The organism is Desulfospira joergensenii DSM 10085 (assembly GCF_000420085.1).
GTDB classification, from domain to species: domain Bacteria; phylum Desulfobacterota; class Desulfobacteria; order Desulfobacterales; family Desulfobacteraceae; genus Desulfospira; species Desulfospira joergensenii.
This window is the reverse complement of the sequence record NZ_ATUG01000003.1, coordinates 685,680-708,097: the sequence shown is the minus strand read 5'-3', so window position 1 is coordinate 708,097 and position 22,418 is coordinate 685,680. Positions and strand designations below refer to the sequence as shown.

The 22,418-nt window shown below is 50.6% G+C and carries 17 protein-coding genes and 1 tRNA gene; 8 read left to right on the top strand and 10 right to left on the bottom strand.

Features of this window, described 5'->3' with window-relative positions:
- Positions 1 to 356 precede the first annotated feature (356 nt).
- The 6 genes from F608_RS35410 to F608_RS0127295 all read right to left on the bottom strand — a co-directional run bounded on the left by F608_RS35410 (position 357) and on the right by F608_RS0127295 (position 10,684).
- The gene (locus F608_RS35410) at positions 357 to 3,260 is read right to left on the bottom strand and encodes a PAS domain-containing protein (protein WP_022668941.1); all 2,904 of its coding nucleotides are present in this window, start codon (positions 3,258 to 3,260) and stop codon (positions 357 to 359) included.
- A gap of 1,023 nt (positions 3,261 to 4,283) precedes the next feature.
- Positions 4,284 to 5,633: a Ni/Fe hydrogenase subunit alpha gene (locus tag F608_RS0127320; protein WP_022668938.1), complete on the bottom strand. Its 1,350-nt coding sequence runs from the start codon at positions 5,631 to 5,633 to the stop codon at positions 4,284 to 4,286.
- On the bottom strand, positions 5,634 to 6,563 hold the full coding sequence (locus tag F608_RS0127315; RefSeq protein ID WP_022668937.1) for an NADH-quinone oxidoreductase subunit B family protein: 930 nt from the start codon (positions 6,561 to 6,563) through the stop codon (positions 5,634 to 5,636). It lies immediately after the preceding gene.
- Complete coding sequence (locus tag F608_RS36710) at positions 6,554 to 6,997, bottom strand: hydrogenase iron-sulfur subunit (RefSeq protein WP_208599555.1); 444 nt, start codon at positions 6,995 to 6,997, stop codon at positions 6,554 to 6,556. The genes F608_RS0127315 and F608_RS36710 overlap by 10 nt, the downstream gene beginning before the upstream one ends.
- Before the next feature lie 98 nt (positions 6,998 to 7,095).
- A complete protein-coding gene (locus F608_RS0127305) occupies positions 7,096 to 10,143 on the bottom strand; it encodes an FAD-dependent oxidoreductase (protein ID WP_153307621.1) in 3,048 nt (1,015 codons plus the stop codon).
- Positions 10,144 to 10,180: 37 nt separating this feature from the next.
- Positions 10,181 to 10,684, bottom strand: coding sequence for a hydrogenase maturation protease (locus tag F608_RS0127295; RefSeq protein ID WP_027363181.1), 504 nt, complete (start codon positions 10,682 to 10,684; stop codon positions 10,181 to 10,183).
- A 386-nt stretch (positions 10,685 to 11,070) separates the two neighbouring features.
- Between F608_RS0127295 and F608_RS0127290 the strand changes: the two genes are divergently transcribed.
- A tRNA-Pro gene (locus F608_RS0127290) sits at positions 11,071 to 11,147 on the top strand.
- Positions 11,148 to 11,332: 185 nt separating this feature from the next.
- Positions 11,333 to 11,803, top strand: a complete 471-nt coding sequence (locus tag F608_RS0127285; RefSeq protein ID WP_022668933.1) for a PilZ domain-containing protein — start codon at positions 11,333 to 11,335, stop codon at positions 11,801 to 11,803.
- Between the two features lie 116 nt (positions 11,804 to 11,919).
- Here F608_RS0127285 and sbtM read toward each other — a convergent pair whose 3' ends face one another.
- A complete protein-coding gene (gene sbtM, locus F608_RS0127280) occupies positions 11,920 to 13,539 on the bottom strand; it encodes a thio(seleno)oxazole modification radical SAM maturase SbtM (RefSeq protein ID WP_022668932.1) in 1,620 nt (539 codons plus the stop codon).
- Between the two features lie 72 nt (positions 13,540 to 13,611).
- Positions 13,612 to 13,824 carry an SbtA family thio(seleno)oxazole RiPP natural product precursor gene (gene sbtA / locus F608_RS35970; RefSeq protein ID WP_153307620.1) on the bottom strand — a complete coding sequence of 71 codons (213 nt, stop codon included), beginning with the start codon at positions 13,822 to 13,824 and terminating at the stop codon, positions 13,612 to 13,614.
- Between the two features lie 361 nt (positions 13,825 to 14,185).
- On the opposite strand from sbtA, the gene F608_RS0127270 reads away from it, so the two are divergent.
- On the top strand, positions 14,186 to 14,362 hold the full coding sequence (locus tag F608_RS0127270; RefSeq protein WP_153307619.1) for a hypothetical protein: 177 nt from the start codon (positions 14,186 to 14,188) through the stop codon (positions 14,360 to 14,362).
- Positions 14,363 to 14,492: 130 nt separating this feature from the next.
- Here F608_RS0127270 and F608_RS0127265 read toward each other — a convergent pair whose 3' ends face one another.
- Together F608_RS0127265 and F608_RS0127260 are read right to left on the bottom strand one after the other, a co-directional pair.
- Complete coding sequence (locus F608_RS0127265) at positions 14,493 to 14,735, bottom strand: hypothetical protein (RefSeq protein WP_022668929.1); 243 nt, start codon at positions 14,733 to 14,735, stop codon at positions 14,493 to 14,495.
- 28 nt (positions 14,736 to 14,763) lie between these two features.
- A complete protein-coding gene (locus tag F608_RS0127260) occupies positions 14,764 to 15,309 on the bottom strand; it encodes a YaeQ family protein (RefSeq protein ID WP_022668928.1) in 546 nt (181 codons plus the stop codon).
- A 552-nt stretch (positions 15,310 to 15,861) separates the two neighbouring features.
- Here F608_RS0127260 and F608_RS0127250 point away from each other — a divergent pair.
- The 5 genes from F608_RS0127250 to F608_RS0127230 all read left to right on the top strand — a co-directional run bounded on the left by F608_RS0127250 (position 15,862) and on the right by F608_RS0127230 (position 22,405).
- Positions 15,862 to 17,397 carry a sodium:proton antiporter gene (locus tag F608_RS0127250; RefSeq protein WP_022668927.1) on the top strand — a complete coding sequence of 512 codons (1,536 nt, stop codon included), beginning with the start codon at positions 15,862 to 15,864 and terminating at the stop codon, positions 17,395 to 17,397.
- A 34-nt stretch (positions 17,398 to 17,431) separates the two neighbouring features.
- A complete protein-coding gene (locus tag F608_RS0127245) occupies positions 17,432 to 19,513 on the top strand; it encodes a PAS domain-containing sensor histidine kinase (RefSeq protein ID WP_022668926.1) in 2,082 nt (693 codons plus the stop codon).
- An 11-nt stretch (positions 19,514 to 19,524) separates the two neighbouring features.
- Positions 19,525 to 21,051 carry an ATP-binding response regulator gene (locus F608_RS33600; protein WP_022668925.1) on the top strand — a complete coding sequence of 509 codons (1,527 nt, stop codon included), beginning with the start codon at positions 19,525 to 19,527 and terminating at the stop codon, positions 21,049 to 21,051.
- Between the two features lie 22 nt (positions 21,052 to 21,073).
- Positions 21,074 to 21,466 carry a response regulator gene (locus F608_RS0127235; protein WP_022668924.1) on the top strand — a complete coding sequence of 131 codons (393 nt, stop codon included), beginning with the start codon at positions 21,074 to 21,076 and terminating at the stop codon, positions 21,464 to 21,466.
- Positions 21,467 to 21,529: 63 nt separating this feature from the next.
- The gene (locus tag F608_RS0127230; protein ID WP_022668923.1) at positions 21,530 to 22,405 is read left to right on the top strand and encodes a universal stress protein; all 876 of its coding nucleotides are present in this window, start codon (positions 21,530 to 21,532) and stop codon (positions 22,403 to 22,405) included.
- The last annotated feature ends 13 nt before the right edge of the window (positions 22,406 to 22,418 follow it).

The window sequence follows — 22,418 nt, the reverse complement described above, 5'->3', positions numbered from 1 at the left end:
ATAACGCATCCATGATTGGGAATTAAAAGCACCTTTTAATACTTTGTTATCCTAATTTTCGAGGTTGACCCTCGTAAGGAGGGTTAAAAATCCACTTATTACTTTATACTCTTGCTTTTTGGGCAGGGACTGAAAAATCAACACAATAAAGTACCAGGCGGGGAGCAACCCCATTTTTCAAAAATCCATTTGGCCAAACTACACCTATCCGACGCCCATCGGTTTTTCAAAATGTAAATTCCTCTTGATGAAACTGCAAGAGTCCAATTGATGACGATTTGAAGACTTTCCTTATTCAAGGATTCCGGGGGATTTTTTCGAACTGTGCCGGAACCTGAGAACCGGATTTGGACTTTTCAGGCCTTCCTGTCGAGTATCTGTCGCAGCTTCAGCGACAGCGTTTCTTTGGAAAAGGGCTTGTTGATAAAGTTCAGACCTTCTTCCAGTATCCCCCTGTGTGCAATGACATTTGCCGTATATCCGGACATGTACAGGATATTGACATCCGGATCAATTTTTTCTATGGTGACGGCCAGTTCCCTGCCGTTCATTTCGGGCATCACAACATCTGTCATCAGAAGCTGAATCCCGCCAGGCTGTGCCGAAGCGGCCAACTTAACGGCCTCGCTGGGTCGTGGGGTGCTCAGAACCCTGTATCCCAGTCGTTCCAGCATCTTTGATATGACCTTCAGGATGGCCTCATCATCTTCCACCAGAAGGATGGTTTCATGCCCCTTTACGACCAAGCCCCCTGTCCCCTGTTCACATTCTCCGGCACTCAGGCTTCTTGTAAAATAGACCTTGAATACTGTTCCCTGATCCGGTTCGCTGTAAACATGGATAAACCCGTTGTTCTGTTTGACAATACCGTAAATGGTGGCAAGCCCCAGACCCGTGCCTTCACCTGTTTTCTTGGTGGTAAAAAACGGATCAAAAATTTTGTCCAGGGTCATGGCATCCATTCCCCGGCCGTCATCACTGAAGGCCAGCATGACATAGTCCCCGGGAAGAAACTCCTTGTGAATCCGGCAATACGCCTGGTCAAAACTGACATTGCAGGTTTCAATGGTCACCTTGCCGATATCCCGGATGGCATCTCTGGAATTAACACAGAAATTGGCCAGGATCTGGTCAACCTGCGTAGGGTCTATCTTGACCGCCCAGACGTCGTCACCGGGGTTCCAGACAAGGTCAATATCCTCTCCGATAAGGCGCCTCAACATTTTAAGCATCCCCTCAATGGCAATATTTAAATTCAGATTTTTAGGAGAGATGGTCTGTTTCCTGGCAAAGGCAAGCAGCTGCCGGGTCAGGTCGGCAGATCTGTTTGCCGCCCTGTGGATCTCATTGAGCTTTTTTGCGATACGGTCTGAGGGGGGCAGGTCTTCAAGCAACATCTCACTATTGCCTAGGATGATGCTCAACATATTGTTAAAGTCATGGGCGACCCCGCCTGCAAGGCGACCGATGGATTCGAGTTTCTGGGCCTGGTTCAGGGCCCTTTCAAGGGCTTGCTTTTCCTCCTGGGCACGTTTCTGTTCTGTGATGTCCTGAATTAAACCGACCACTTTCAGGGGTGCCCCTGAATCATCCCTGAGAACCTCCGCCACAGACCGGATTGTCCTGGTTTCCGGGCCGGAAACCGGGTGGATCATAAATTCAAGATCATAGGGGGTGTCTTTTTCAATCAGGTCCATCAGGGCTTGGTGAACCCGTTCCTTTTCGGGAATGCAGTCTTCCACTTCCCGGGTGGTAAACCCTGGACTGTCAGGGTCAAATCCGTATATCCGCTTTGTTTGATCCGATCCCCAGAAGGTTTCGGTGACAAGATCATACTCCCAGTTTCCCACTCGTCCCATGCGCTGGGCCCTTTTGTAGCGCTGATCATTCTCCTTAAGGGTGGCCTCGTATCTCTTCCGATCACTGATATCCACATGGGTGCCGACAAATCTGACTGCCTTGCCCTTTTCGTCGAAAATCGCATTGGCCCGGCTCAGGATATCCACCCAATGCCCATCCCTGTGCCGCATTTTAAATTCAATCTCGAAACGGTCCCGTTTCCCGTTAATCACTTCCTGCTGCATTTGCCTGGCATCCCGGGCATCTGACGGATCCGTCAGCTTCTCCCACACGGAGAAATCGTTGGGCAGTTCGTCATCCCCATACCCGAGGAGACGTTTCCACACGGGTGAATAATAGATTTCACCGGTTGTCAGGTCCCAGTCAAAGAGGCCGTCATTGGCGAACTCCATGGCTGTGCGTAATCTCTGCTCACTCTCTTGTATTTTTCGATTGGCAAAGGACAATTCAACCGTTTTTTTCCTCACCTGGCGCTTGAGCAGCCACATCATAAGAATCACCCCGATGATCAGCACCGGTATAAGGATGGCGGCCAGGTTTTTCAAAATCTGTCCCATGGAGGGTTGGGGGGCTGGCAGGATGGGGCTGAACCATTTATCGTAAAGTGCCTGATAGGTCCCGTTGGCGATGACAATGGTCAGTCCCTCGTTCAGCAGACTCAGCAGATCCAGTCTCCCCTCCGGAACCGCGATGCAGAATTTCTGCTCGAACCCGGAGAGCGGCCTGGCCTGGGGCTTAAGGTTCTCCGGCTCCAGAGAGCCGATATCAACCAGATTTGAAATTTTCAGTTTTTGAAGGATCTGGTATCCGACCAGCTTCTGGATGAGCACGGCATCATTTTCTCCGCGGGAAAGCCGGGCCATGGCCTCCTCAAAGGTGTCGGTCAGTACCAGGTTGTCGGTCAGATGATTCCGGACGGCATACTCATGGGCCGTGTCCCCTTCCATGACAAGGACCTCCCTGCCTTTCAGGTCGGCTTCGCTCTTTATGGAAGTCTCTTCCTTCCGGATAAATATGGTACCGTGCATTCGCAGGTAGGGTGCTGAAAAATCAAGGACCTGGTCCCTCTCCTCGGAATAGGACACCAGGGGAAGGACATCCAGGTTGCCACGGATGAGTTCCTGCTTGATCTCATGCCATGGCCCGACCTTGAATTTCACCCCAAGCCCCATCGCGTTTGCCACGGCCGTCAGCAGCTGGACCGAGAAACCATCTGCCTTGCCGTCGGGGCTTATTACGGAAAAAGGCGGATAGGACAACTCACTGGCCGACTGGAGGGTATCGCCCATTTTCACAATGTCGGCAGGTGATCCGGCCAGGCATTGGGATGAGATCGCCAGGACGGCCAGGCCCGTAAGCAAAGAGGAGACTGATCTTGTTAATGTATGGTAGAACAGCATGGGTATTTTTCCTAAACCGGGGGTTGTGTTTCGTAAGGAACTGATAAGTAACGTACTAAAAATCTGCGATATATGCAATTGATTGTCGCGTTGTTTACCGGGTGGTGGATAGGAACTTCCTTTTTGTCGGGCAATGGATAGACAAAGCGTAAGAGATTATCAAGAGCCTTAAAATATGGCCCCGGCCGGGCAAGACCCCAACATGTTGCGGGCTTGCCCGGCTGGGGCTTTGATGTCAAACTGGTCGTTGGGATAAAAATAACGCCGGAAAGAAAAAATAAAAACTCGGTCCTGCTTAACCGAAAAAGGGGTAAACATCAATCTTTTGTGCTGATTTTAAGCATACTTCACCGGAAATCCCCTTAAACGTTGAAAAAATCAATTCCACTCGGCTATCGGGATTTGGGGCACGCAATGAAGCTTGCGCTTAAGGGAAAAGTCGTAATCCAAATCTGGAATAGAATCGGGGATGGCAGGTTTTGGCGGATCATGGTTACGGATATCCAAATGCCAATTTATATGACATAGGATTCCTTCAATGATGTCGAGTTCCTCGATAAAACTGATGATACCCATCGGGCCCTGACATTTGTGGCAGATCAGCGGGTCCACCTCATAGATTTTCCGGATCAATCAAGCCCGATTCTGGCGGAACTCTTTGGAAGATATCTTCCAGGTCTTCAAAATGATTTTCAACACAATTGTGGTATGCGCTTGCCTTGGGATTACGAGGCTGGTTAACATCAAGCTTATGTGTTGCTGTTAGGGCCATGGCGAAACCGGTAATGATGATAGAATTATATGAGAGTGCCCGGAAAAAAACAGAATACGAGCGTGGAATAAATAACTATTGAAAATACAGAAATGGTGCTTGGAGAACCAAGAAAAACAAAGAAGGGTGTGGATTTTTCCACACCCTTCTTTGGATAACAGCCTTTATCTACATATTATTTCGCCGTTTTTGTCCACAACTTTGATATCGATTGTCTTGCCGCCGTCCAGGCGGTGGGTGGCGCAGGAAATTCAGGGGTCATAGGCACGCACGGCCATTTCCACCTTGTTGAGAATGGTTTCGTCCACCTTGCCTTCATGGATCAGCATCCTGGCTGCCTGCTCCACGCTCATGGAGATGGGGGCCAGGTTGTGGGTGGTGCCCACGATCATGTTGGCCGATTTGATCAATCCCTTTTCATCGGTGGTGTAGTCGTGGATTAGGGTGCCCCTGGGGGCTTCCACATGGCCCACGCCCCGTCCGGCTCCCGGGGTGAACCCAAGCCGGGTTTCCTTTCCGCAGATGGCCTTGTCCAGGAGCAGCTCCAGGGTCTTTTCACAGGCATAGACCAGTTCGATGAGCCTTGCCCAGTGGTAGAGCAGGGTGTGCTGGGCCGGTCTGCCGAAACTCTTCCGGAACTCCTCCAGTTCCGCCTGGGCCAGGGGAGTGGAGATATGATCACAGACGTTGAGCCGGGCCAGGCAGTTGGACCGGTAGATGCCCCTGGGCTGGGCAAGGTCTGTGGAAAATCCCTCGTTCCAGGATTTGGCATAGGGAAATTTCCCGTAGGAGGTCTCTTCCACATGCTCGCCGATATAGTCCAGGTAATCGGCGTCGTCAAAATCCTCACAGGTTCCGTCGGGCTTCATGAGCCGGATTTTCCCGTCGTAGAAATTGAGGGATCCGTCCCTGTCCACGGTCCCGATAAACCCCGTGGTAATGGAGCCCAGGGTGGTTACCTCGGTAAGGTAATTGGGGAAGATGTTTTCCTTGGCATGGGCCATGGAAAACTTGGCAAACTCCAGGAGTTTTTGGGTGTCTTCCACCAGGCTCAGCCGCTGGGAGTCGGACATGGGCTTGGAAAATCCGCCGGGCACAGCGGCAATGGGGTGGATCACCTTGCCGGCAAAGCGTTCCATCATCATCTGGCCCAGTTGGCGCATCTGGATGACCTTTCTGGCCAGATCCGGGGCAGCCTGGGCAATACCGATAACATTCCTGACCTTGTAGTCTGCATCCGGACCCAGGACAAAGTCCGGGGCGGCCAGGAAATAAAAATGAAGGATCTTATCGTTGATATGGGCCATGTTCTGCATGCATTCCCGCAGAATATGGCCGGCCCGGGGCACCTCGGCCTGGAAACAGGCGTCCACGGCCTTGGTGGAGGCCAGGTGGTGGTGCCAGGGGCAGATTCCGCAGATCCGGGTGACGATGCGGGTCACTTCTTCGGCAGGCTTGCCCTGGACGTATTTTTCAAAACCCCGGATGGAGTTGAAATGGGTGGTTGCCTTTTCCACCTCCCCCTGATCGTTGAGTTCTATCTTTATGTTTGCATGTCCCTCAATGCGGGACAGGGGCTGGATATTGATTGTCTTTCCCATTTACATGCCTCCTTTGGCGGTCAGCCTATTGTGGGCTCCGGAAAATCTGAGCAGACTGTTCCGGTCCGGAAGGCTGCTGATGTCAATGCCGTTGGTGACCAGGGCGTTGAGCATATCCATGAGCTGATTTCCGTTCTGCCGGACCGGGCCGTAGCAGCCCCGGCAGGGAACCCGTGCGCTGATGCACCTGGGAGCCTCCCCGTCATTGCCGGCACATCCGGCCCGGGTCACGGGGCCGGCGCACAGATAGCCCTGTTCTAGAAGGCAGCGCATTTCGCTTACCGGTTTTTCCGGATCAAACTGGGGCGCTTCTGTAAAACGCCGGATCTCCTTGACCTTGCCCTTGCCCTCCCGGATGGTGGGGCAGGTATCGCATACGCTTCGAAAGGGAAGCTCCGGGGTTTCGCCCTTGAGCAGGGCAAGGATGGCCCCTCCGATCTGATCGGGATGGGGCGGACACCCGGGCAGGTAGATGTCCACTTTGATCTGTTCGTCCAGGGCATAGCACCGGTCCAGAAGAGGGGAGAGTCCGTTTCCGGGAACTTCAGCCCCGGGATCTGTACTTTCCGTGTGATAGTATTGGTCAAAGAGCTCCTCATTGGTATAGGAGTTGATCAGGGCCGGGATACCTCCGTGGGTGGCGCAGGTGCCCAGGGCGATGAGAATATCGCATTTCTTTCTCATCTCATGGGCCACCTCCAGGTGTTCCTCGTTGCGGATCCCCCCGGAAACAAGTCCAACGGTGGCTTTGGGGATATCCATATGTTTTTTATCCCCCAGCTGACCGTAGTGCTTGTGGTCCATGAGAACCGGGATGTGGACAAAATCCAGCTCCGGGAGAAGGTCGAGCAGGGTTTCCCCCAGGTTGAGAATGGCGATTTCGCATCCCGAGCAGGAGTTGAGCCATTCGCCGGCAATTTTTACTGGCATGGGGCGGCCTCCTTTTTTCTCTTCCGGGCAAAATCGTTGGGACCGAGGTCAGTTATCTTCCGGGTGAACTGGGTGACCTTTTCGGCAAACCGGGGGCCTTCGGCACCGGATACCCATTCAATGGCGGCCCGGTCCGGGTGGATCCCCAGGTCCTCCAGCATGAGTTGAACAATCTGAAATCGGGCCAAGGCTTTATGATTACCATCCTGGTAATGACATTCACCGGGATGTCAGCCCATGACCATGACGCCGTCGGCCCCTTTTTTCAGGGCGTCCACCACAAGATCCGGGTGGACCATTCCCGTGCACATGACCCGGATGGCCTTCATATTGGGGGGATAGGCAAGTCTGGAAACCCCGGCAAGATCGCCTCCGGCATAGGAGCACCAATTGCACAAAAAACCGATGATGGTGGGTTCAAAATCTTCTGACATTTCTTTATATCTCCTTGAAAAAAGGAAAGAGGATCCGGTCACGGTTCAACATGAAACCGGATTGAGTCTCTTTCATCTGTTATTAGCGCTAATTTTACTTATGCATGATCCAGAATGGCGTCCACCTGGGCCCTCAGCTGGTTCAGGGTAAATCCGTTGACCACAACCCCCTCCTTGGGGCAGACCGCGGCACAGATCCCGCAGCCCTTGCACAGGGCCTGGCGGGTTTTGATCCTTCGGTGGGATTTCCCCTTTTCATCGGTATACTTGACAAGTTCAATGGCGTTAAAGGGGCAGACATCCAGGCAAAGGGCGCATCCGTCGCAGTTGTGGGTGACGCTGGACTTGATGGCATCCAGTTTCATGGTTTTCCGGGAGAGGATAACCGAAGCCCTGGATGCAGCGGCCTTGCCCTGGGCAATGGCCTCGTCCACAGGTTTGGGATAGTGGCACATACCGGCCAGGAAAACCCCGTCCACATTGGAATCCACAGGTCTGAGCTTGGGATGGGCCTCCATGAGGAATCCGTCTGCATTGACCGAGCACTTGAACATATCCACAAAGGCAGTGGCGTCATTGGGCACGATGGCCGAAGCCAGGACCAGGAGGTCCGGATGGATCTCCACCTCCATCTGGACAATGGGATCAAAGGTTCTGATGATGAGCCGGTCTTCTTTTCGGCTGACCCGGGGAAGCCGGTCCCGGGTATATTTGATAAAGATGACGCCCAGTTCCCTGGCCTCCATGTAGAGGGTTTCCTTGTCGGCATAGGTCCGGATGTCCCGGTAGAGGATGTATACGTCCCGGCCGGGATCCGCCTTTTTCAGGTTGACGGCCTTCTGGACGGACTGGGTGCAGCAGACCCGGGAACAATAGGGATGATCCTGGTTCCGGGAGCCAACGCACTGGATAAAGACCACGGAGGAGGCGTTTGAAACAAACTCCGGATCCCTGTGGATCTTATCGTTGAAATCCATGGTGGTCAAAACCCGCGGATCTTCTCCGTAAAGGTACTCATGGGGACTGTATTCCCGGGCACCCGTGGCGATGACGCAGGCCCCGAATTCAATGTTCTCAATTTCGCCGCCCCTGGAAAGCTCGCCCACGAAACTGCCCACAAATCCGGATACCGCTGTCAGCCGGGTTTCGGTTAACACCCGGATTTTTTCGTGGGCCCGGACCTGTTCATTCAGCCTGGCTACATGGGAGGGGATGTCCTCATTTTTCCATGTACAGGTCAATTGTCTGCCCATTCCGCCCAGCTGCTTCTGTTCCTCCACCAGGATCACTTCATATCCCTGGTCGGCCAGGTTCCGGGCCGCGCTCATGCCGGCAAGGCCTCCGCCCACCACCAGGGCCCGGGGGGTGATATTGACCAGGATGTCTTCCAGGGGATAGTTGAGGGCGGCCTTGGCCACGGCCATTTTGACCTGTTCTCTGGCCTTGGCCGTGGCTTTTTCCGGTTGATCGGGATGGACCCAGGAGTTCATGTTCCGGATATTGGCCATCTCCACCATATACTTGTTCAGGCCCGTGGACTGGAGGGTCTCCTGGAACAGGGGCTCATGGGTCCTGGGGGTGCAGGCTGCGATCACCACTGCATTGAGGTTCTCCTTTTGGATGGTCTGGGCAATGAGATCCTGGGTGTCCGAAGAACAGGTAAACATATTGTTCTCCACATAGACCACATGATCCAGGGTGGAGGCATATTCGGCCAGGGCCTTGACATCAACCACCGAGGCGATATTGGTGCCGCAGGAGCAGACAAAGACTCCGATTCTGGGCGTCTGTCCGGAGATATCAAATTCTTCGATGAACTTCTTTTCAATGGCCAGGCTGCCCCGGGCCTCGGCGAGGTCGGCCTTGACCTGGGCTGCGGCCGTGGATGCCGTGGCAACGGACTGGGGGATGGCCTTGGGGCTCTGGAAGCTGCCGGTCACATAGATGCCCTTCCGGTTGGTGGATGCCGGCTCAAAACTGCTGGTTTCGGCAAAGTGGAACCGGTCCAGCTCAATACCGCATTTATCGGCCAGTTCCATGGCCCCTTCCGGTGCGGACAGGCCGATGGAAAGAACCACCAGATCAAAAAACTCATCATGGCTGACGCCCTGGTCATCGGTCCAGGTCATGGTCACGCCCGAGCCTTCCGGCCCAGGGGACAGGGTATGGGGGCGGGCCTTGACATAGTTGACCCCGCTTTTCCTGGAGGTCTCGTAGTAGCGTTCATATTCCTTGCCCGGGGTACGGATGTCCATGTAGAAGATGGTCTGCTCACCCCGGCCCGGCAGATGGGACTGGGTCATGACCGCCTGTTTGATGGCATACATGCAGCAGACGCTGGAGCAGTATCCCTTGTCGCCGCAATTGATGTTTCTGGAGCCCACGCACTGGATCCAGGCGATTTTTTCCGGTTCCCTGCCGTCGGATTCCTTTTGAAGATGGCCCATGGTCGGGCCGGAAGCTGAAAGCATGCGCTCATACTCCAGGCTGGTGACCACGTCCGGGATCTCATCGTACCCGTAATAGTCGATGCCCGAGGGGGAAAAAGGCTTGAATCCAGGGGCCAGGATAACGGCGCCCACATTGATATCCCGGTATTCCACCTTCATATCGTGGTTGATGGCCCCCGTGGGACAGACCTTGGCGCAGACCCCGCACTTGCCCTTGGTCAAAAAGATGCAGTTATCCGGATCAATGGCGTACTTGAGGGGTACGGTCTGGCCGTACTTGATATAGGCTGCCTTGCGTTTGCCCAGGCCCATATTGTATTCATCATCCACTTTTTTGGGACATTTCTGGGCGCACAGCCCGCAGGCGATGCACTTTTCTTCGTCCACAAATCTGGGATTCTTTTTGATTTTTACCGTGAAATTTCCCTGCTCGCCCTGGACATCTTCGATTTCAGAGAGTGTCAATAATTCAATGTTTAAGTGCCGACCGCACTCAACCAGTTTGGGTGAGACAATTCACATGGCACAGTCATTGGTGGGAAAGGTCTTGTCCAGCTGGGACATGACCCCGCCGATTCCCGATGTTTTTTCCACTAAATAGACGTAAAAGCCGGAATCCGCCATATCCAGCGCAGCCTGGATTCCGGCGATTCCTCCTCCGGCCATCAATACCGATCCTAGGGGTTTGTCTGTCATATCTACCTCGTCGCTCTGTCTAAAGGGTTACCATTATTTATTGATTAAAAGCATCACGGCTTTTTAATTCCTGAATCACTATATCAGCGGCCTGCTCAACGGCCTGTTCCGCCCTGGGGCAGAGGCCCGGGCAGATCTCGTTGGGTACGGACTCCGTATGCATGGCAATGACCTTTACCTCAACTCCCTGTTCCACTAGCTGGGAGATCAGGTTGGAAGAGGGGGACTGGTGAAGGGAAAAATCAGCCATCTTTTCCCGGGGTACAAGACCGGGTTCAATTGTAAACACCTCTCCCTGGGTTCTGCCCTCCATGGTGACGGCGTCTATGATGAGAATCAGTTCCGGTTTTTTTTCCACCAGAATCAGGTCAAAGATGAAATCCCGGATCCCGGTACCGGCATCCAGAACCAGGACAGATTCCGGGAAAGAGAAATTATTATTTAAATACCGGATCACTTCCGGACCAAACCCGTCATTGCCGAACAGGGTATTGCCGCAACCGAAAATTAGAACCGGTTTTTCATAAATAAGACGGGTCACTGAATTCACTTTTGTCCGTTTAAAATCATATGGTCAAATCTAATATTCTGCATCCGTTTTTACGGAAAAAAGTTGAATGTTTAACAGGAGTTTTGGTCTGTGTCAATAATTAATTTTGGTAATACCAATCTCCAAAAAACAGAAGGGGTATTGGAACAACCAATTTGGATAAGGCATTGATAATAAAGATAATACTCATTAATAAATTTCTTGATCAAAGAGTGGAAAGGGCAATTGGCGACCCATAAATCCGGTAAAAATAAAATGATTTTCTAACAAATAATAGGATAAAAAGTTCTTTTTTCCTCCCGGGAAAACCTAGGGGGATGAATATTCTTTCTTGACACCTTATTCAAAGGGTGATAAAAAGCCCTCTGTTCGATTATCGGGGCGTAGCGCAGTCTGGTAGCGCACTTGTCTGGGGGACAAGTGGTCGCAAGTTCAAATCTTGCCGTCCCGACCATTTAAAGAATTAAGGCTCCCGGCGATTTCTCCGGGAGCCTTTTTGCTTTTAATGGCCTAAAATCTTCAAGGGGGATAAAATATATATCCGGTCTGTTCCATCGTTACAAAAAACAGAGACTATGGTATTATTAATAAATTTTACATTGATGATGACCCGCCGAACGGAAACACAGGATAACAAGAATGACAATTCCCAGGGTTTTTGTGACCTCAACCTTTACGGCCACGTTTTCCTGCAGTGACTGCGGAAAATCCTATCAAAAGGACGTTTCCCCATTCATCGGACATGAAGCCGAGGTGAAATTAAAGTACAAGTGCAAATGCGGCCATTCATTTTCAGTTATCCTCGAAAGAAGGCGCTCCATCCGTAAAGAGCGCAGCTTCAAGGGTCACATTATACAGAATCAGAAAAAATGGCATGGAGTGGTAACGGATCTGTCCAAGCACGGACTCAAGTTCAAAGTCCTGGAGAAATCGGATATTAAAGTGAAGAGAAGCGCAGAGGTGAGGTTTGTTCTTGATAATCCCAACGGATCAAAGATTACAAGAATCGTAAAGATCAAAAGAGCGTTTTCGCCCCTTGTTTTCGGGTGTGAATTTGTTGATGACGTGCACTATGATGATCTGGGGAAATACTTTTTATTTAACTTTTAAAGTCCTGGGGTTTAGACCAAGCAAATAAGAATGAAAGAGATCGCCGGAACAGCCTGGACAATACAATTACAAAGCTCCAGGAATCCGGTTTTTGTATTTGATAATGCCCCCTAAAACTAAGCTTTTTTTGTTACGGAGGATCGAAAACAAAATGGATCTTTGTTCTTGAACACGTCAAGACCGCGGCTGTAGGCAATGGCAAGGCAGCCGCGACAGACGATATTTAGGGTGCAGTCCTTACAATCTGTGCTGCCCTTCCGATATTTGTGTGCGAGCTCGGACTGATAAATATCCTTCAGTCTGCTCTCAAGAATATTTCCGATGGGGGATGGAAACTTTCTGCAGGCATGGACTTCACCATCTGCGAGAAGCGCCACAAAATTAAAAGCAGCGCCGCAGCCATAACCGGTGCATCCGCCAAACAGATCCAGACCGTTCTGATTCCGGACAATATTGATCAGGTTATCTTTCAGACCCAGGACAGGGTTCTGATGCGATTCTATTTCATATTCTTTTAAGAAAGACTGGAACTCCCCGGGTTCCGCCATCAGAAGCCGGGCACCTTCCCCAACAGTGGACAGCCGGTTAAATGTGAAAAAATCAGCCCGGTTTCTGAGGAGATCGGCCAGGGGCAGCACCTGGTCGATGTTATCACGGGTAAGTGTGAGCATGACCATGGTGTAAATGCCCATATCCCGGAGTTGACTTAGAAAATATAGGGACCTTTGGAAATGCCCTTTTCCCCGAATCATGTCATTGTGTTGTTCCAGGCCTTCTAAACTGATCTGAAAATGGGAAGGCATTTGAATTTTGACCAGCTCTTTAATTTGATCAATGGGAGAGGGATTGCCCAAAATGGCCGTCCCGAACCCCCGATTTGAGGTTTCTCGGTATATATTCAAAAAATCAGGGTAAAGCAGGGGATTGCCCCCGGTAAATGTCACCTGGCCTTCCACATGCATTTGGTGACAGAAATTGTAAAAATCATCCAGGATATTCACTGCGATATGGAAGGGCAATGGGGCTCGGTTACTGCGGTCGTAGCAGTGCTTGCAATGTAGATCACAGGCTTGGGTGATGTGCCATTGCAGTGTAAAGGTATCTGCAGATCTAAATTCTTCGAGCTTGGAAGAACCATGGGGAGAAAGAGCATTGCCTCTATGGATAAGAGATTTTGGAGACAGGATAATACCCTGGGAAATCGCTTTTTTAAGAACAGAATCGATAAATCCCATGGTGGCTCCTCCGGCGGCAGCCGCATCACGGATTTCAATTTGTTCAATGACAATTTTCAGGGCCAGAAGATCCGTATCGCCGGCCTCTCGAATATGAAGCCGGTCATTTTTCGGGTGGCGCCAGATAAGGATGAGTATATTTTCTGACGGAATGATCGGCTTTTTTTCTTCTGACGGCTCTTTATCCAGTATGGATGCAAGATTTTTATGGGAAACCGGCAAAAGGGTTAACAAAGGATTCACGCTCAAGATGTCCATATCCGGTTGAAAATGAGCATTAATCCGCGTAATTTTGTGTAATGCCCAGTCAATACGGGCGATATCGACTATAAATTCAGGCAGACCCAGGGATTTTTCGACAGAAGAAAGTTTGTCCGGGAATAGGAGCGGTTCTATATTATTGCCCAATGCCTCCAGGATCCTTCCCCAGGTCTGATTCCCAAGGATCCTGCGGCAATTGGAAAAAATGCTCTGAAGATTTTTTTCTCGTGATGAGTACACGGGAATAAAAAATTAACCTGTCATTTTATGGGTTTGAGCTTACACACGCAAACTGCGTGTAAGAAATCAGCTTCAGCCGCTTTTGGCAGGTTGATTTGCCTGATCATCGGTGCCACCTGCACCGGAAGATCCACCGCTTCATCCGCTATTGGAACTGCCTGCTCCGGGCTTTGTCCCGCTACATGCGCTTTTACCGGAACAGCCGCTTAAAGGAATCGTGGATCCCGATATCAGGCCGGCAATGCAGAGGCCTGCCAGAATCTTTTTCAGGTGATTGGTATCCATGCCCACCTCCTGTCTGTTTAAAAGAGAGGTACAAAAATTCCCCCTGGGGAAGGAGTCACAAAAAGCAAAATAGAAGATGAAGTTTCAAATATAGAATTGGGTATTTCTATGGAGTTGCTTTTTGCTATTGATAATATTTATCAGGACGGCATGGATATGTCAATTTCCCGGTCAAAGATAAAATCATCTTCTTCACCCAGGGGTTTGTGGAGGATATCATGAATCTTAAGCTGATAATTCAGGTTCTTACCTTGAAATCTTTATTGATTTTCAGCGATTCGATCTTATATTCTTGGAATACAACATGACAAAAATTGAGTCTGAACTCTTGTCATGTGAATCCGAATATCTGGAGGATGATATGAAATCATATATGAAAAAGAAAGCCGCCATGTGTTGTGCCATTGGGAAAAAAAGAATGACCGAAGCCCTCAGGGCCTGCGATTATTGCAGTACCAGCATGGAGGAGCGAAGCGAGTGTTATAAGGCCGTTGCCAAAGATACCGGCCTTCGTTCCAAGAGCTGTGTGCTTATGTAAGAACAAGTATGGCTTTACACTTGGCCTTTATGACCGGGGAAAGAATACTCTGAGCCTGCCGTATTCTTTCCCCGGCTCTTTTTTGAGAAAGCAGATGGACAGAATCGGTATCGGACGGAAGTTTCAGGGTTTATTTTCCAGCCAGGGCCAGGCCGGCCATTTCCACGTTGGTCTTCCACTCAGAGGCGGAGATTCTCCAGTTCCGGCAGTCATCCGGGTCCGGGTCTCGGTTGAAGGCCGTTTTCAGCCATAAAAGTCCTCTGTTGTCATAACACCAGGCAGCAAAGGAATCGTCCATGAGAAATGTGGAAGGAGAGACCTCCGGGTTTTGCCGCATCATCTCCCTGAGTTCATCAGCCGTTTTCGCAAACATGATTTACCTTTTGTTTTCACTTTCAATATCAACTTGGCTCATTGGACTGCAACTCGGTCCAGGCCACTTCACAGGTCCCGTTTTCAGAAGAGACATAGAGCAACCCGTCTGAAGCGGTGACGGATAGATCCATGGTCCGTTTCACAAGTCCTGCCAGGGCCTGTATGCCTTTCCAATGAAACTGAAAAACAGAGGCCCTGAGATCTTTATATTTTTCCTGCTCCTTGGCCCACCAATTGTCTGATTTCAGATTAAAGGAATAGACCTTGACCGCCTGGGAAAGTCGGCAGGCTTTTTTAATCCGGTCATAGGACGGCTCCCCGATATCGATCCACAATGAAATTTGGTTATCCAGAGTCCGTGCCCAGATATCCGGCTCTTCTACGGAAGAGAGGCCTTTGGTGAAACGTAAGGATTTACCGGCATTCATACAATAGGCCAGAACCCTGGCCATCATCCGTTCCAATGTCTCCGAGGGATGCTGGGCAAGGGTTAAACTCAGATTTTCGTAATGATTGAGTTCAATATCGGCCAAAGAAATTTTAGCCTTATAAATCCTCGGTTTTAATGCCATAAGTCCCCTTTTCCAGAATCATAAAAACGATATCTTTTTTCAAAAACAAGGGACGAATAACCGAATCCGGACGGGTCTGTCAACCCTTTCCCTTGAATCCTCTGGAAAGAGGGCCTCATCTCATCCCTTTGAACGGTTGAATCAAAACTTCAGATGAATCAAAAAACTCAGATTTTAAGGTGAAAGGATAAGGAGATGGGAGCTTTGTCAATGGCGGTTCTCAAAAACGGCGGATAAAAAGATATAAATAACCAAGTTTTGCACGGACAACGCAGCTGTTCAGAATCCGCCGGACCATATCTTTTGTCCGGAATACTGATGTGGGAACCAGAAGCGGGTATCTCCGGGCAATGCCCTCCTTTTTTTCCTATAATCTTGACTTTGACATTTTTATTTATTAGTAGTTTGGTAATGCTTCTCAGACAAGCAAAAGCGACGTGTTCTATCCGAAGTGGAACCTGATCTCTTACAAGTACAACGCAACTTAGCCTTTGCCCGAACACAAAGATTCAATGATTGAGCGACACCCAGCACATCAGAAGGAGGCGGTCTATGAAGTTGGATGGAATTGCAGTGGTCATTTTTCTTTTGGTCCTAATGGTTTTTCCGGCCTCGCTTTCGGCCCAGGACAGCCCTTCGGCAGACAATCAGAACACCCATTATTCCCAGGCCGCAGAACCCCAGAATCCCGAACCGGGTCACGAACCGGTCCATGGGGCCGGAAACCATGGAGGCCACGGCAATCATGTAAACCTGGGAGAAGTGCTTCCCCTTTATTCCTGCATCCCCTTTGCCTGCATGCTGCTGTCCATTGCCCTGCTGCCCCTGGTGGCCGGGACTTTCTGGCACCATCATTTCGGGAAGATCTCCGCATTCTGGGCCGCCACTCTTGCTGTTCCCTTTGTGGCAATATTCAAGGGTGTCGCGGTTTATGAAATTCTGCACATCATCCTGGCCGATTATGTCCCCTTTATCATTCTTTTATGGGCCCTGTTTACGGTATCCGGGGGGATCCTTCTCAAAGGGAGCCTGCGGGGCACCCCCATTGTCAATACCGGGATCATCCTGCTGGGAACCGTCCTGGCCTCCTGGATGGGGACCACGGGTGCGGCTATGCTTCTGATCCGGCCCCTTTTAAGGGCCAATGCCCACCGGAAAAACAAGACCTTTATGGTGGTGTTTTTCATTTTTCTGGTGGCCAATATAGGCGGGGCCCTCACTCCCCTGGGAGATCCGCCGTTGTTTCTGGGATTCCTCCACGGGGTCAGCTTTTTCTGGACCTTTAAAATCCTGCCCGAGATGCTGGTTGCATCCGGGATTCTTCTGACGGTTTATTTTTTTCTGGATTCATACCATTATAAAAAGGAAGATGTCGTGGTTCCGGATGACGGGGAAAAACAGCCCCTGCGCCTGGTAGGGACCTATAATTTCCTTTTTCTGGCCGGGGTAGTGGGCTCGGTTCTCATGAGCGGGATAGTCGATTTGGGAACTGTCTCCACTTTAGGCGTTCACCGGGCAGTCCAGGACTGGCTCCGGGACGGGCTGCTCATCTGCCTGGGTCTGGCTTCGCTATGGGCGACGCCCAGGGTGCTGAGGGAAGAAAATGAGTTTTCCTGGTTTCCCATTATCGAGGTGGCCTATCTGTTCATCGGGATCTTTATTACCATGATTCCCTGTCTGCTTCTGCTCAAGGCAGGCCCTGACGGCGCCTTTGCCTTTTTGATCGCTGCGGTGAAAGAACCCTTTCACTATTTCTGGGTCACCGGATGTTTATCCTCGTTTCTGGACAATGCCCCCACTTATCTGACATTTTTCAATACCGCCCTGGGCAGTTTTTACGCAGGCATGCCCGAGGCCCAGTCCGTCCCCCTGCTCATGACCGAGAATGCGATCTTCCTCAAGGCCATATCCTCGGGAGCCGTGTTTTTCGGGGCCTGCTCCTATATCGGCAATGCCCCCAATTTTATGGTGAGATCCATTGCAGATGAGGCAGGAACGACCATGCCCAGCTTTTTCGGTTATATTCTTAAATACTCCCTGGTCTTCCTGATTCCGACTTTTGTGATTGTCACCTTTATTTTCTTCTAATATAGTAGGAAAGAGAGGACAAAAGGAGAAAACCATGAATTTTGATCTCCACGGCTTAAAAATAGCAATTATCGGCGGCTCCGACCCCTGTGCCCGGATTTTGGATATGCTGACCGGGCCCGGGTTAAGTAAACTGGATATCCGGGTGGTTATGGTGGCGGATACCCTGGTGAACAGCAAGGGAGTGGTCCGGGCCCGCGAACTGGGCATCCCCGTGGAAACCGATTATGCAGAGGTCTGCAACCGCCAGGATCTTGACCTGATTCTAAAACTCAAAAACGACGAAGCCCTGACACCCATGCTGGAAACCATTGATTCCTGCAGTATGAGGGTCATTGATCTGGACACATATCAGGCAGGTTCCTTTATTAATTTTCTGGAGATTCAGGAAAAGATTCTCCAGATCAAAGATAGGCTCGGGGATAAAAAAGTGACCAGGGAAGATCTGGCCGGTCTTTTTGACGAGTTTTCAGACCAAGTAATCCAGGTGGCAGACCAAAGAAACCTCCATCTTAAGAATGAAAGAGAGACCCTGCTGGAGATGGAAAAGGAGCTTACCCAGATCATCCAGGGCTCCATGATCCCCACCTTTATCATCAACAACGAACATATCATTACCCATTGGAACCGGGCCTGTGAGGACCTGACCGGCCACAGGGCCTACGAGCTGGTGGGTACGGACCGTCAATGGGTTCCCTTCCGGTCTGCCAAGCGGCCCACCATGGCCGATGTGGTGGTCAGCCAGATGTCGGAAGAAGATGTAAAAAAGTACTATGGTACATCCTGGCGTAAATCCAACATCATTAAAGAGGCCTATGAAGCCGAAGAGTTCTTTCCCCATCTGGGGGAGAATGGAAAATGGATCTTTTTTACGGCCGCTCCCATTAAATCCCCGGACGGTAAGATCATAGGGGCCATTGAAACCCTGCTCGACCAGACCGAAGACAAAAAAGCAAAAACGGAAATCGATCTCCAGGACCGGGAACTGGCCAAACTCCATGAAAAGTATAAGGCATCGGAAGAAAAGTACAGGTCCCTGTTCAACAACAACCCCAATCCCATATTCATCATTGACCGCGGGACCCTGGAAATCCTCGATATCAACCACCGGGTGGAGGGGGAGTACGGATATTCCAAGGCCGATCTTCTGGGAAGTTCTTTTCTGGAAATCGGGGAAAAAGACGACAAGATCATCAAGAAGAGGTTCATGGAACTGGGCAGGGGAGAGGCCGCTCTCTTTACCAAAAAACGGCATTTCAAAAAATCAAAACAGGCCTTTTATGTCAATATCAAGGTGGTGAACGCCAGGTACAGCCACAGGGATGTGCTCATTGCATCGACCACGGATATCACCGAGAGCATTGAAAAGGAGACCCAGCTTATCCAGGCCGGGAAACTGGCTACCCTGGGGACAATGGCAGCCGGCATGGCCCATGAGATCAACCAGCCCCTGAACGTGATCCAGATCTGTGCCGACCTCATGCTCAAGATGATTAAAAAGGGAATTTCCATTCCCGAGGATGAACTCAAGGGAATGGCCGAGGATATCATCGATAATGTGGCAAGGGCTGCAGGGGTGATCAAGCATGTCCGTGATTTTTCAAGGCAGTCGGAAAGGGATTTGAAAAAGCTTGATCTCAATGATCCCATCAGCGATGTATTCAAGGTTTTGGGCCACCAGCTTACGGTTCACTCCATCAAGGTGAATCTGGACCTGGATTCTGACCTGCCCCCGATCCGGGCGGAACACAACCGGCTGGAACAGGTATTCATCAACCTGGTGACCAATGCCATAGATGCCATGGATGAAAAGGAAGCAAAGGCCAAGGCAGGGCAGGGCGGTGATGAACCTGTGGAGAAAAAACTGACCATTACCACTCGGAGTTCCGGAAAAGAGGTGATTGCCGTGGTCTCGGATACAGGGGTCGGTATGAGTGAAGAGGTCAGACAGAAAATATTTGAACCTTTTTTCACCACCAAGGAAACCGGAAAGGGGACCGGGCTGGGTACCAGCATCAGTTTCGGAATCATCAAAGATTATTCCGGAACCATCGAGATTGAGAGCGAGGAAGGGGTCGGGTCAAATTTCACAATTAAATTTCCAGCAATTGAATAGGGGATCCTGTTATGTCGGCCAATAAGATATTGATTGTGGATGATGAAGAGATCATCGTGCGGCTTTTGTCCATGTCCCTGAGAAGCGACGGGTATGAGACCGTGACCGCCTATAGCGGGGAGCAGGGGCTGGAAAAGTTTCAGTCGGAATCCCCGGATATTGTGGTGACGGATATCAAGATGCCGGGAATGGACGGGCTTGAGCTTTTACGAAAGATCAAGGAGATCGATGCGGACAAGGAGGTTATCATCGTCACCGGCCACGGGGATATTGATTCCACCATTACGGCCCTCCAGTACGGGGCAAGTGATTTCATCAACAAACCGGTGAGGGACGAAGCCCTGGCCATTGCCCTGGACCGGGCCAAGACCAAGATCCATATCCGGGAACAGCTGGAGGGGTATACCAAGAACCTTGAGAAAAAGGTGGCCGAGGCCACGGAAGAGATCCGCCGCCGGGCCCGGTTCCAGAAACTGCTGATCCAAAGCAGCAATGACGCCATTGTGGCCTTTGATCATGATTGGAAGATCGTCGTGTACAACCCCGAGTCGGGCAGGATCTTCGGAAAAAAACCGGGTGATGTGCTCAATCAGACGACCATTGACGACCTGTATACCTCAGACCTTGTGGAGGAGTTAAAGATTCAGGCCCGGAACAAGGAATCCGGCAAAAGCACGCCCTGGCATGAAAGAACCCTGGAACTCAGGGACGGCACCCGCATCCCGGTGAGATATGCCACCAATGTACTCCATGAACGGGGGGAGTTTATGGGGATCGTTAATTTTTTCCAGGACCTGACCGAGATCAAGCGGCTGGAACAGGAGCTGGTCCAGTCCGAACGCCTGGCCGCCGTGGGACAGACGGTCAGCGGCCTGGCCCATTATGTTAAAAACATCCTCATCGGACTCAAGGGAGGGTCCTATGTGGTGGATGTGGGCATGAAAAAGAATAATACGGAAAAACTTAAGGCCGGATGGGAGACCATTAAGAAAAACATCAACCGGGTGGCAGATCTTACCCAGGATCTTTTAACCTATTCCAAGGAAAGGGAACCCGAATTTGAGCCCTGTGATCCCAACGAGATCGTGGAGGAGATCATTGACCTGGTGGCAGATACTGCCGCATCCAAGCAGGTCCGGGTTCTGAAGGAGCTAGATCCGGTTTTAGGGGAGGTGATTGCCGATCCCCGGACCATTCACAGGTCTCTGCTTAACCTGGTCTCCAATGCCGTTGATGCCTGTGAGGAGGATGAAGACCGGACAAAGGACTTTAAGATCCTCATCAAAACCTATACAGAGAAGGGCTGGCTCTGCTTTGATGTAAAAGACAACGGCTGCGGAATGGATGATGAGATCCGGGCCGGACTCTTTAATCCCATGTTCAGCTCCAAGGGGGGCAAAGGAACAGGGCTTGGCCTCCTGGTTACAGGAAAGCTTGTGGAAGAGCATAAGGGACGGATTGACACCGAATCAAGCCCGGGACAGGGAACAACTTTCACTATCCGGCTTCCCCTTGCGGAATCTGAAGCGGTTGAATAAAATTGACAAAGGAGAATAGATTATGAGTAAAAAGGTTCTTGTGGTGGATGATGATCCCGATGTGAGGTCATTCGTTGTCACAGTCCTGGAGGAAAACCAGTATACTCCTTTGGTTGCTCAGGACGGCGTGGAAGGATTGGAGAAAATTCTGAAAGATCCGCCGGATCTGGTGATTCTGGATGTGCTCATGCCGAGGGGAAGCGGTATCCGGCTTTACCGTCAGTTAAAAACGGATGAAGTCCTTAAAGGAATCCCCGTGATCATGTTCACGGGAATTGCCATGCGCTCATTTCTCAAATCCCAGAAAGTTCTGGAGGAATTTAAAGGAGGGGAAGTGCCCAAGCCGGATATTTACCTGGAAAAGCCTGTTGAGCCGGAAGAACTGGCCCGGGCCATCAAAAAAAAGATCGGGTAAAAAGACAGGGGTAGAGAACCGTTTATATATATGCGACGCCGGATAACGGCCGCGGGAGGTTTCATGAAAATTAACAAACTGCTTTTTGTGACCAAGTTTGAAGATCTGTGTTATGACGCCTTGAATTCATTGCTGAGCCTGAGAAAAGCAGATCTTGAGCATGTGGTTTTCCTGAATGTGATTGAACGGGAAAAGGTGGCCATGAAAAGGGGAGCCGGATACTTAAAAGAGGAAGAGGTCAAACTCAAGGAGACGGCCAATATCCGGTTTATTGACTGGGCGGAGAACCTCTTTGAAATGGGAATGGAAGTCGGAGCCTACATAGAGGTGTCCACCCTGATTCCGGAAATTCTCAAGGTGGTGGAACGGGAAAAACCGGATCTTATCGTTATCGGGCGATCCCACAAGGGTCCGTTGGAGCAGCTTTATTCCCGGTCCGACATCACGGAACTGACCCGGAGGACCCGGGTTCCCATCCTGGTCTTCAAACATATAGCCGAAGACAATATGGTTCCCGAGGAGCTGTTCAAAAGACCCCTTTTTGCCACCTCATGGTCCAACTCCGGGGAAAAGGCCGTGGCCTGTCTGAAAACCCTGGGACAGGTCATCGGAGAGATGCACATCATGCATGTGGTCAAGGAAAAGGACCTGGAAGGTCCGGACTCCCATGAAGTCCAGAAGGTAAGAAAAAAAGAGAGAAAAAAACTGGATGATCTCTGTGATGAATTTGAAGATGCAGGGATTTGCTGCCGGCCCCATGTATATGTGGGGGACCCGGAAAAAGAAATTTTAAAAGCGGCAAAAGAGTACCAGGCCACCATGGTGATTTTGGGCTTCAGCGAAAAAACCGCAATTCTGGAACGGTGGATGGGTTCCATCTCCAGGAATATAGCCGATAAATCTGTTTTTCCCTGCCTTCTCTTCCCGGTCAAGGGCTGACATCCTGACATCA

Excerpts from the sequence above, each read along its gene's own strand:
- F608_RS35410 (WP_022668941.1), bottom strand. The coding sequence starts at position 3,260 with ATGCTGTTCTACCATACATTAACAAGATCAGTCTCCTCTTTGCTTACG.
- F608_RS0127320 (WP_022668938.1), bottom strand. The coding sequence starts at position 5,633 with ATGGGAAAGACAATCAATATCCAGCCCCTGTCCCGCATTGAGGGACAT.
- F608_RS0127315 (WP_022668937.1), bottom strand. The coding sequence starts at position 6,563 with ATGCCAGTAAAAATTGCCGGCGAATGGCTCAACTCCTGCTCGGGATGC.
- F608_RS0127285 (WP_022668933.1), top strand. The coding sequence starts at position 11,333 with ATGACAATTCCCAGGGTTTTTGTGACCTCAACCTTTACGGCCACGTTT.
- F608_RS0127270 (WP_153307619.1), top strand. The coding sequence starts at position 14,186 with ATGAAATCATATATGAAAAAGAAAGCCGCCATGTGTTGTGCCATTGGG.
- F608_RS0127265 (WP_022668929.1), bottom strand. The coding sequence starts at position 14,735 with ATGTTTGCGAAAACGGCTGATGAACTCAGGGAGATGATGCGGCAAAAC.
- F608_RS0127260 (WP_022668928.1), bottom strand. The coding sequence starts at position 15,309 with ATGGCATTAAAACCGAGGATTTATAAGGCTAAAATTTCTTTGGCCGAT.
- F608_RS0127250 (WP_022668927.1), top strand. The coding sequence starts at position 15,862 with ATGAAGTTGGATGGAATTGCAGTGGTCATTTTTCTTTTGGTCCTAATG.
- F608_RS0127245 (WP_022668926.1), top strand. The coding sequence starts at position 17,432 with ATGAATTTTGATCTCCACGGCTTAAAAATAGCAATTATCGGCGGCTCC.
- F608_RS33600 (WP_022668925.1), top strand. The coding sequence starts at position 19,525 with ATGTCGGCCAATAAGATATTGATTGTGGATGATGAAGAGATCATCGTG.
- F608_RS0127235 (WP_022668924.1), top strand. The coding sequence starts at position 21,074 with ATGAGTAAAAAGGTTCTTGTGGTGGATGATGATCCCGATGTGAGGTCA.
- F608_RS0127230 (WP_022668923.1), top strand. The coding sequence starts at position 21,530 with ATGAAAATTAACAAACTGCTTTTTGTGACCAAGTTTGAAGATCTGTGT.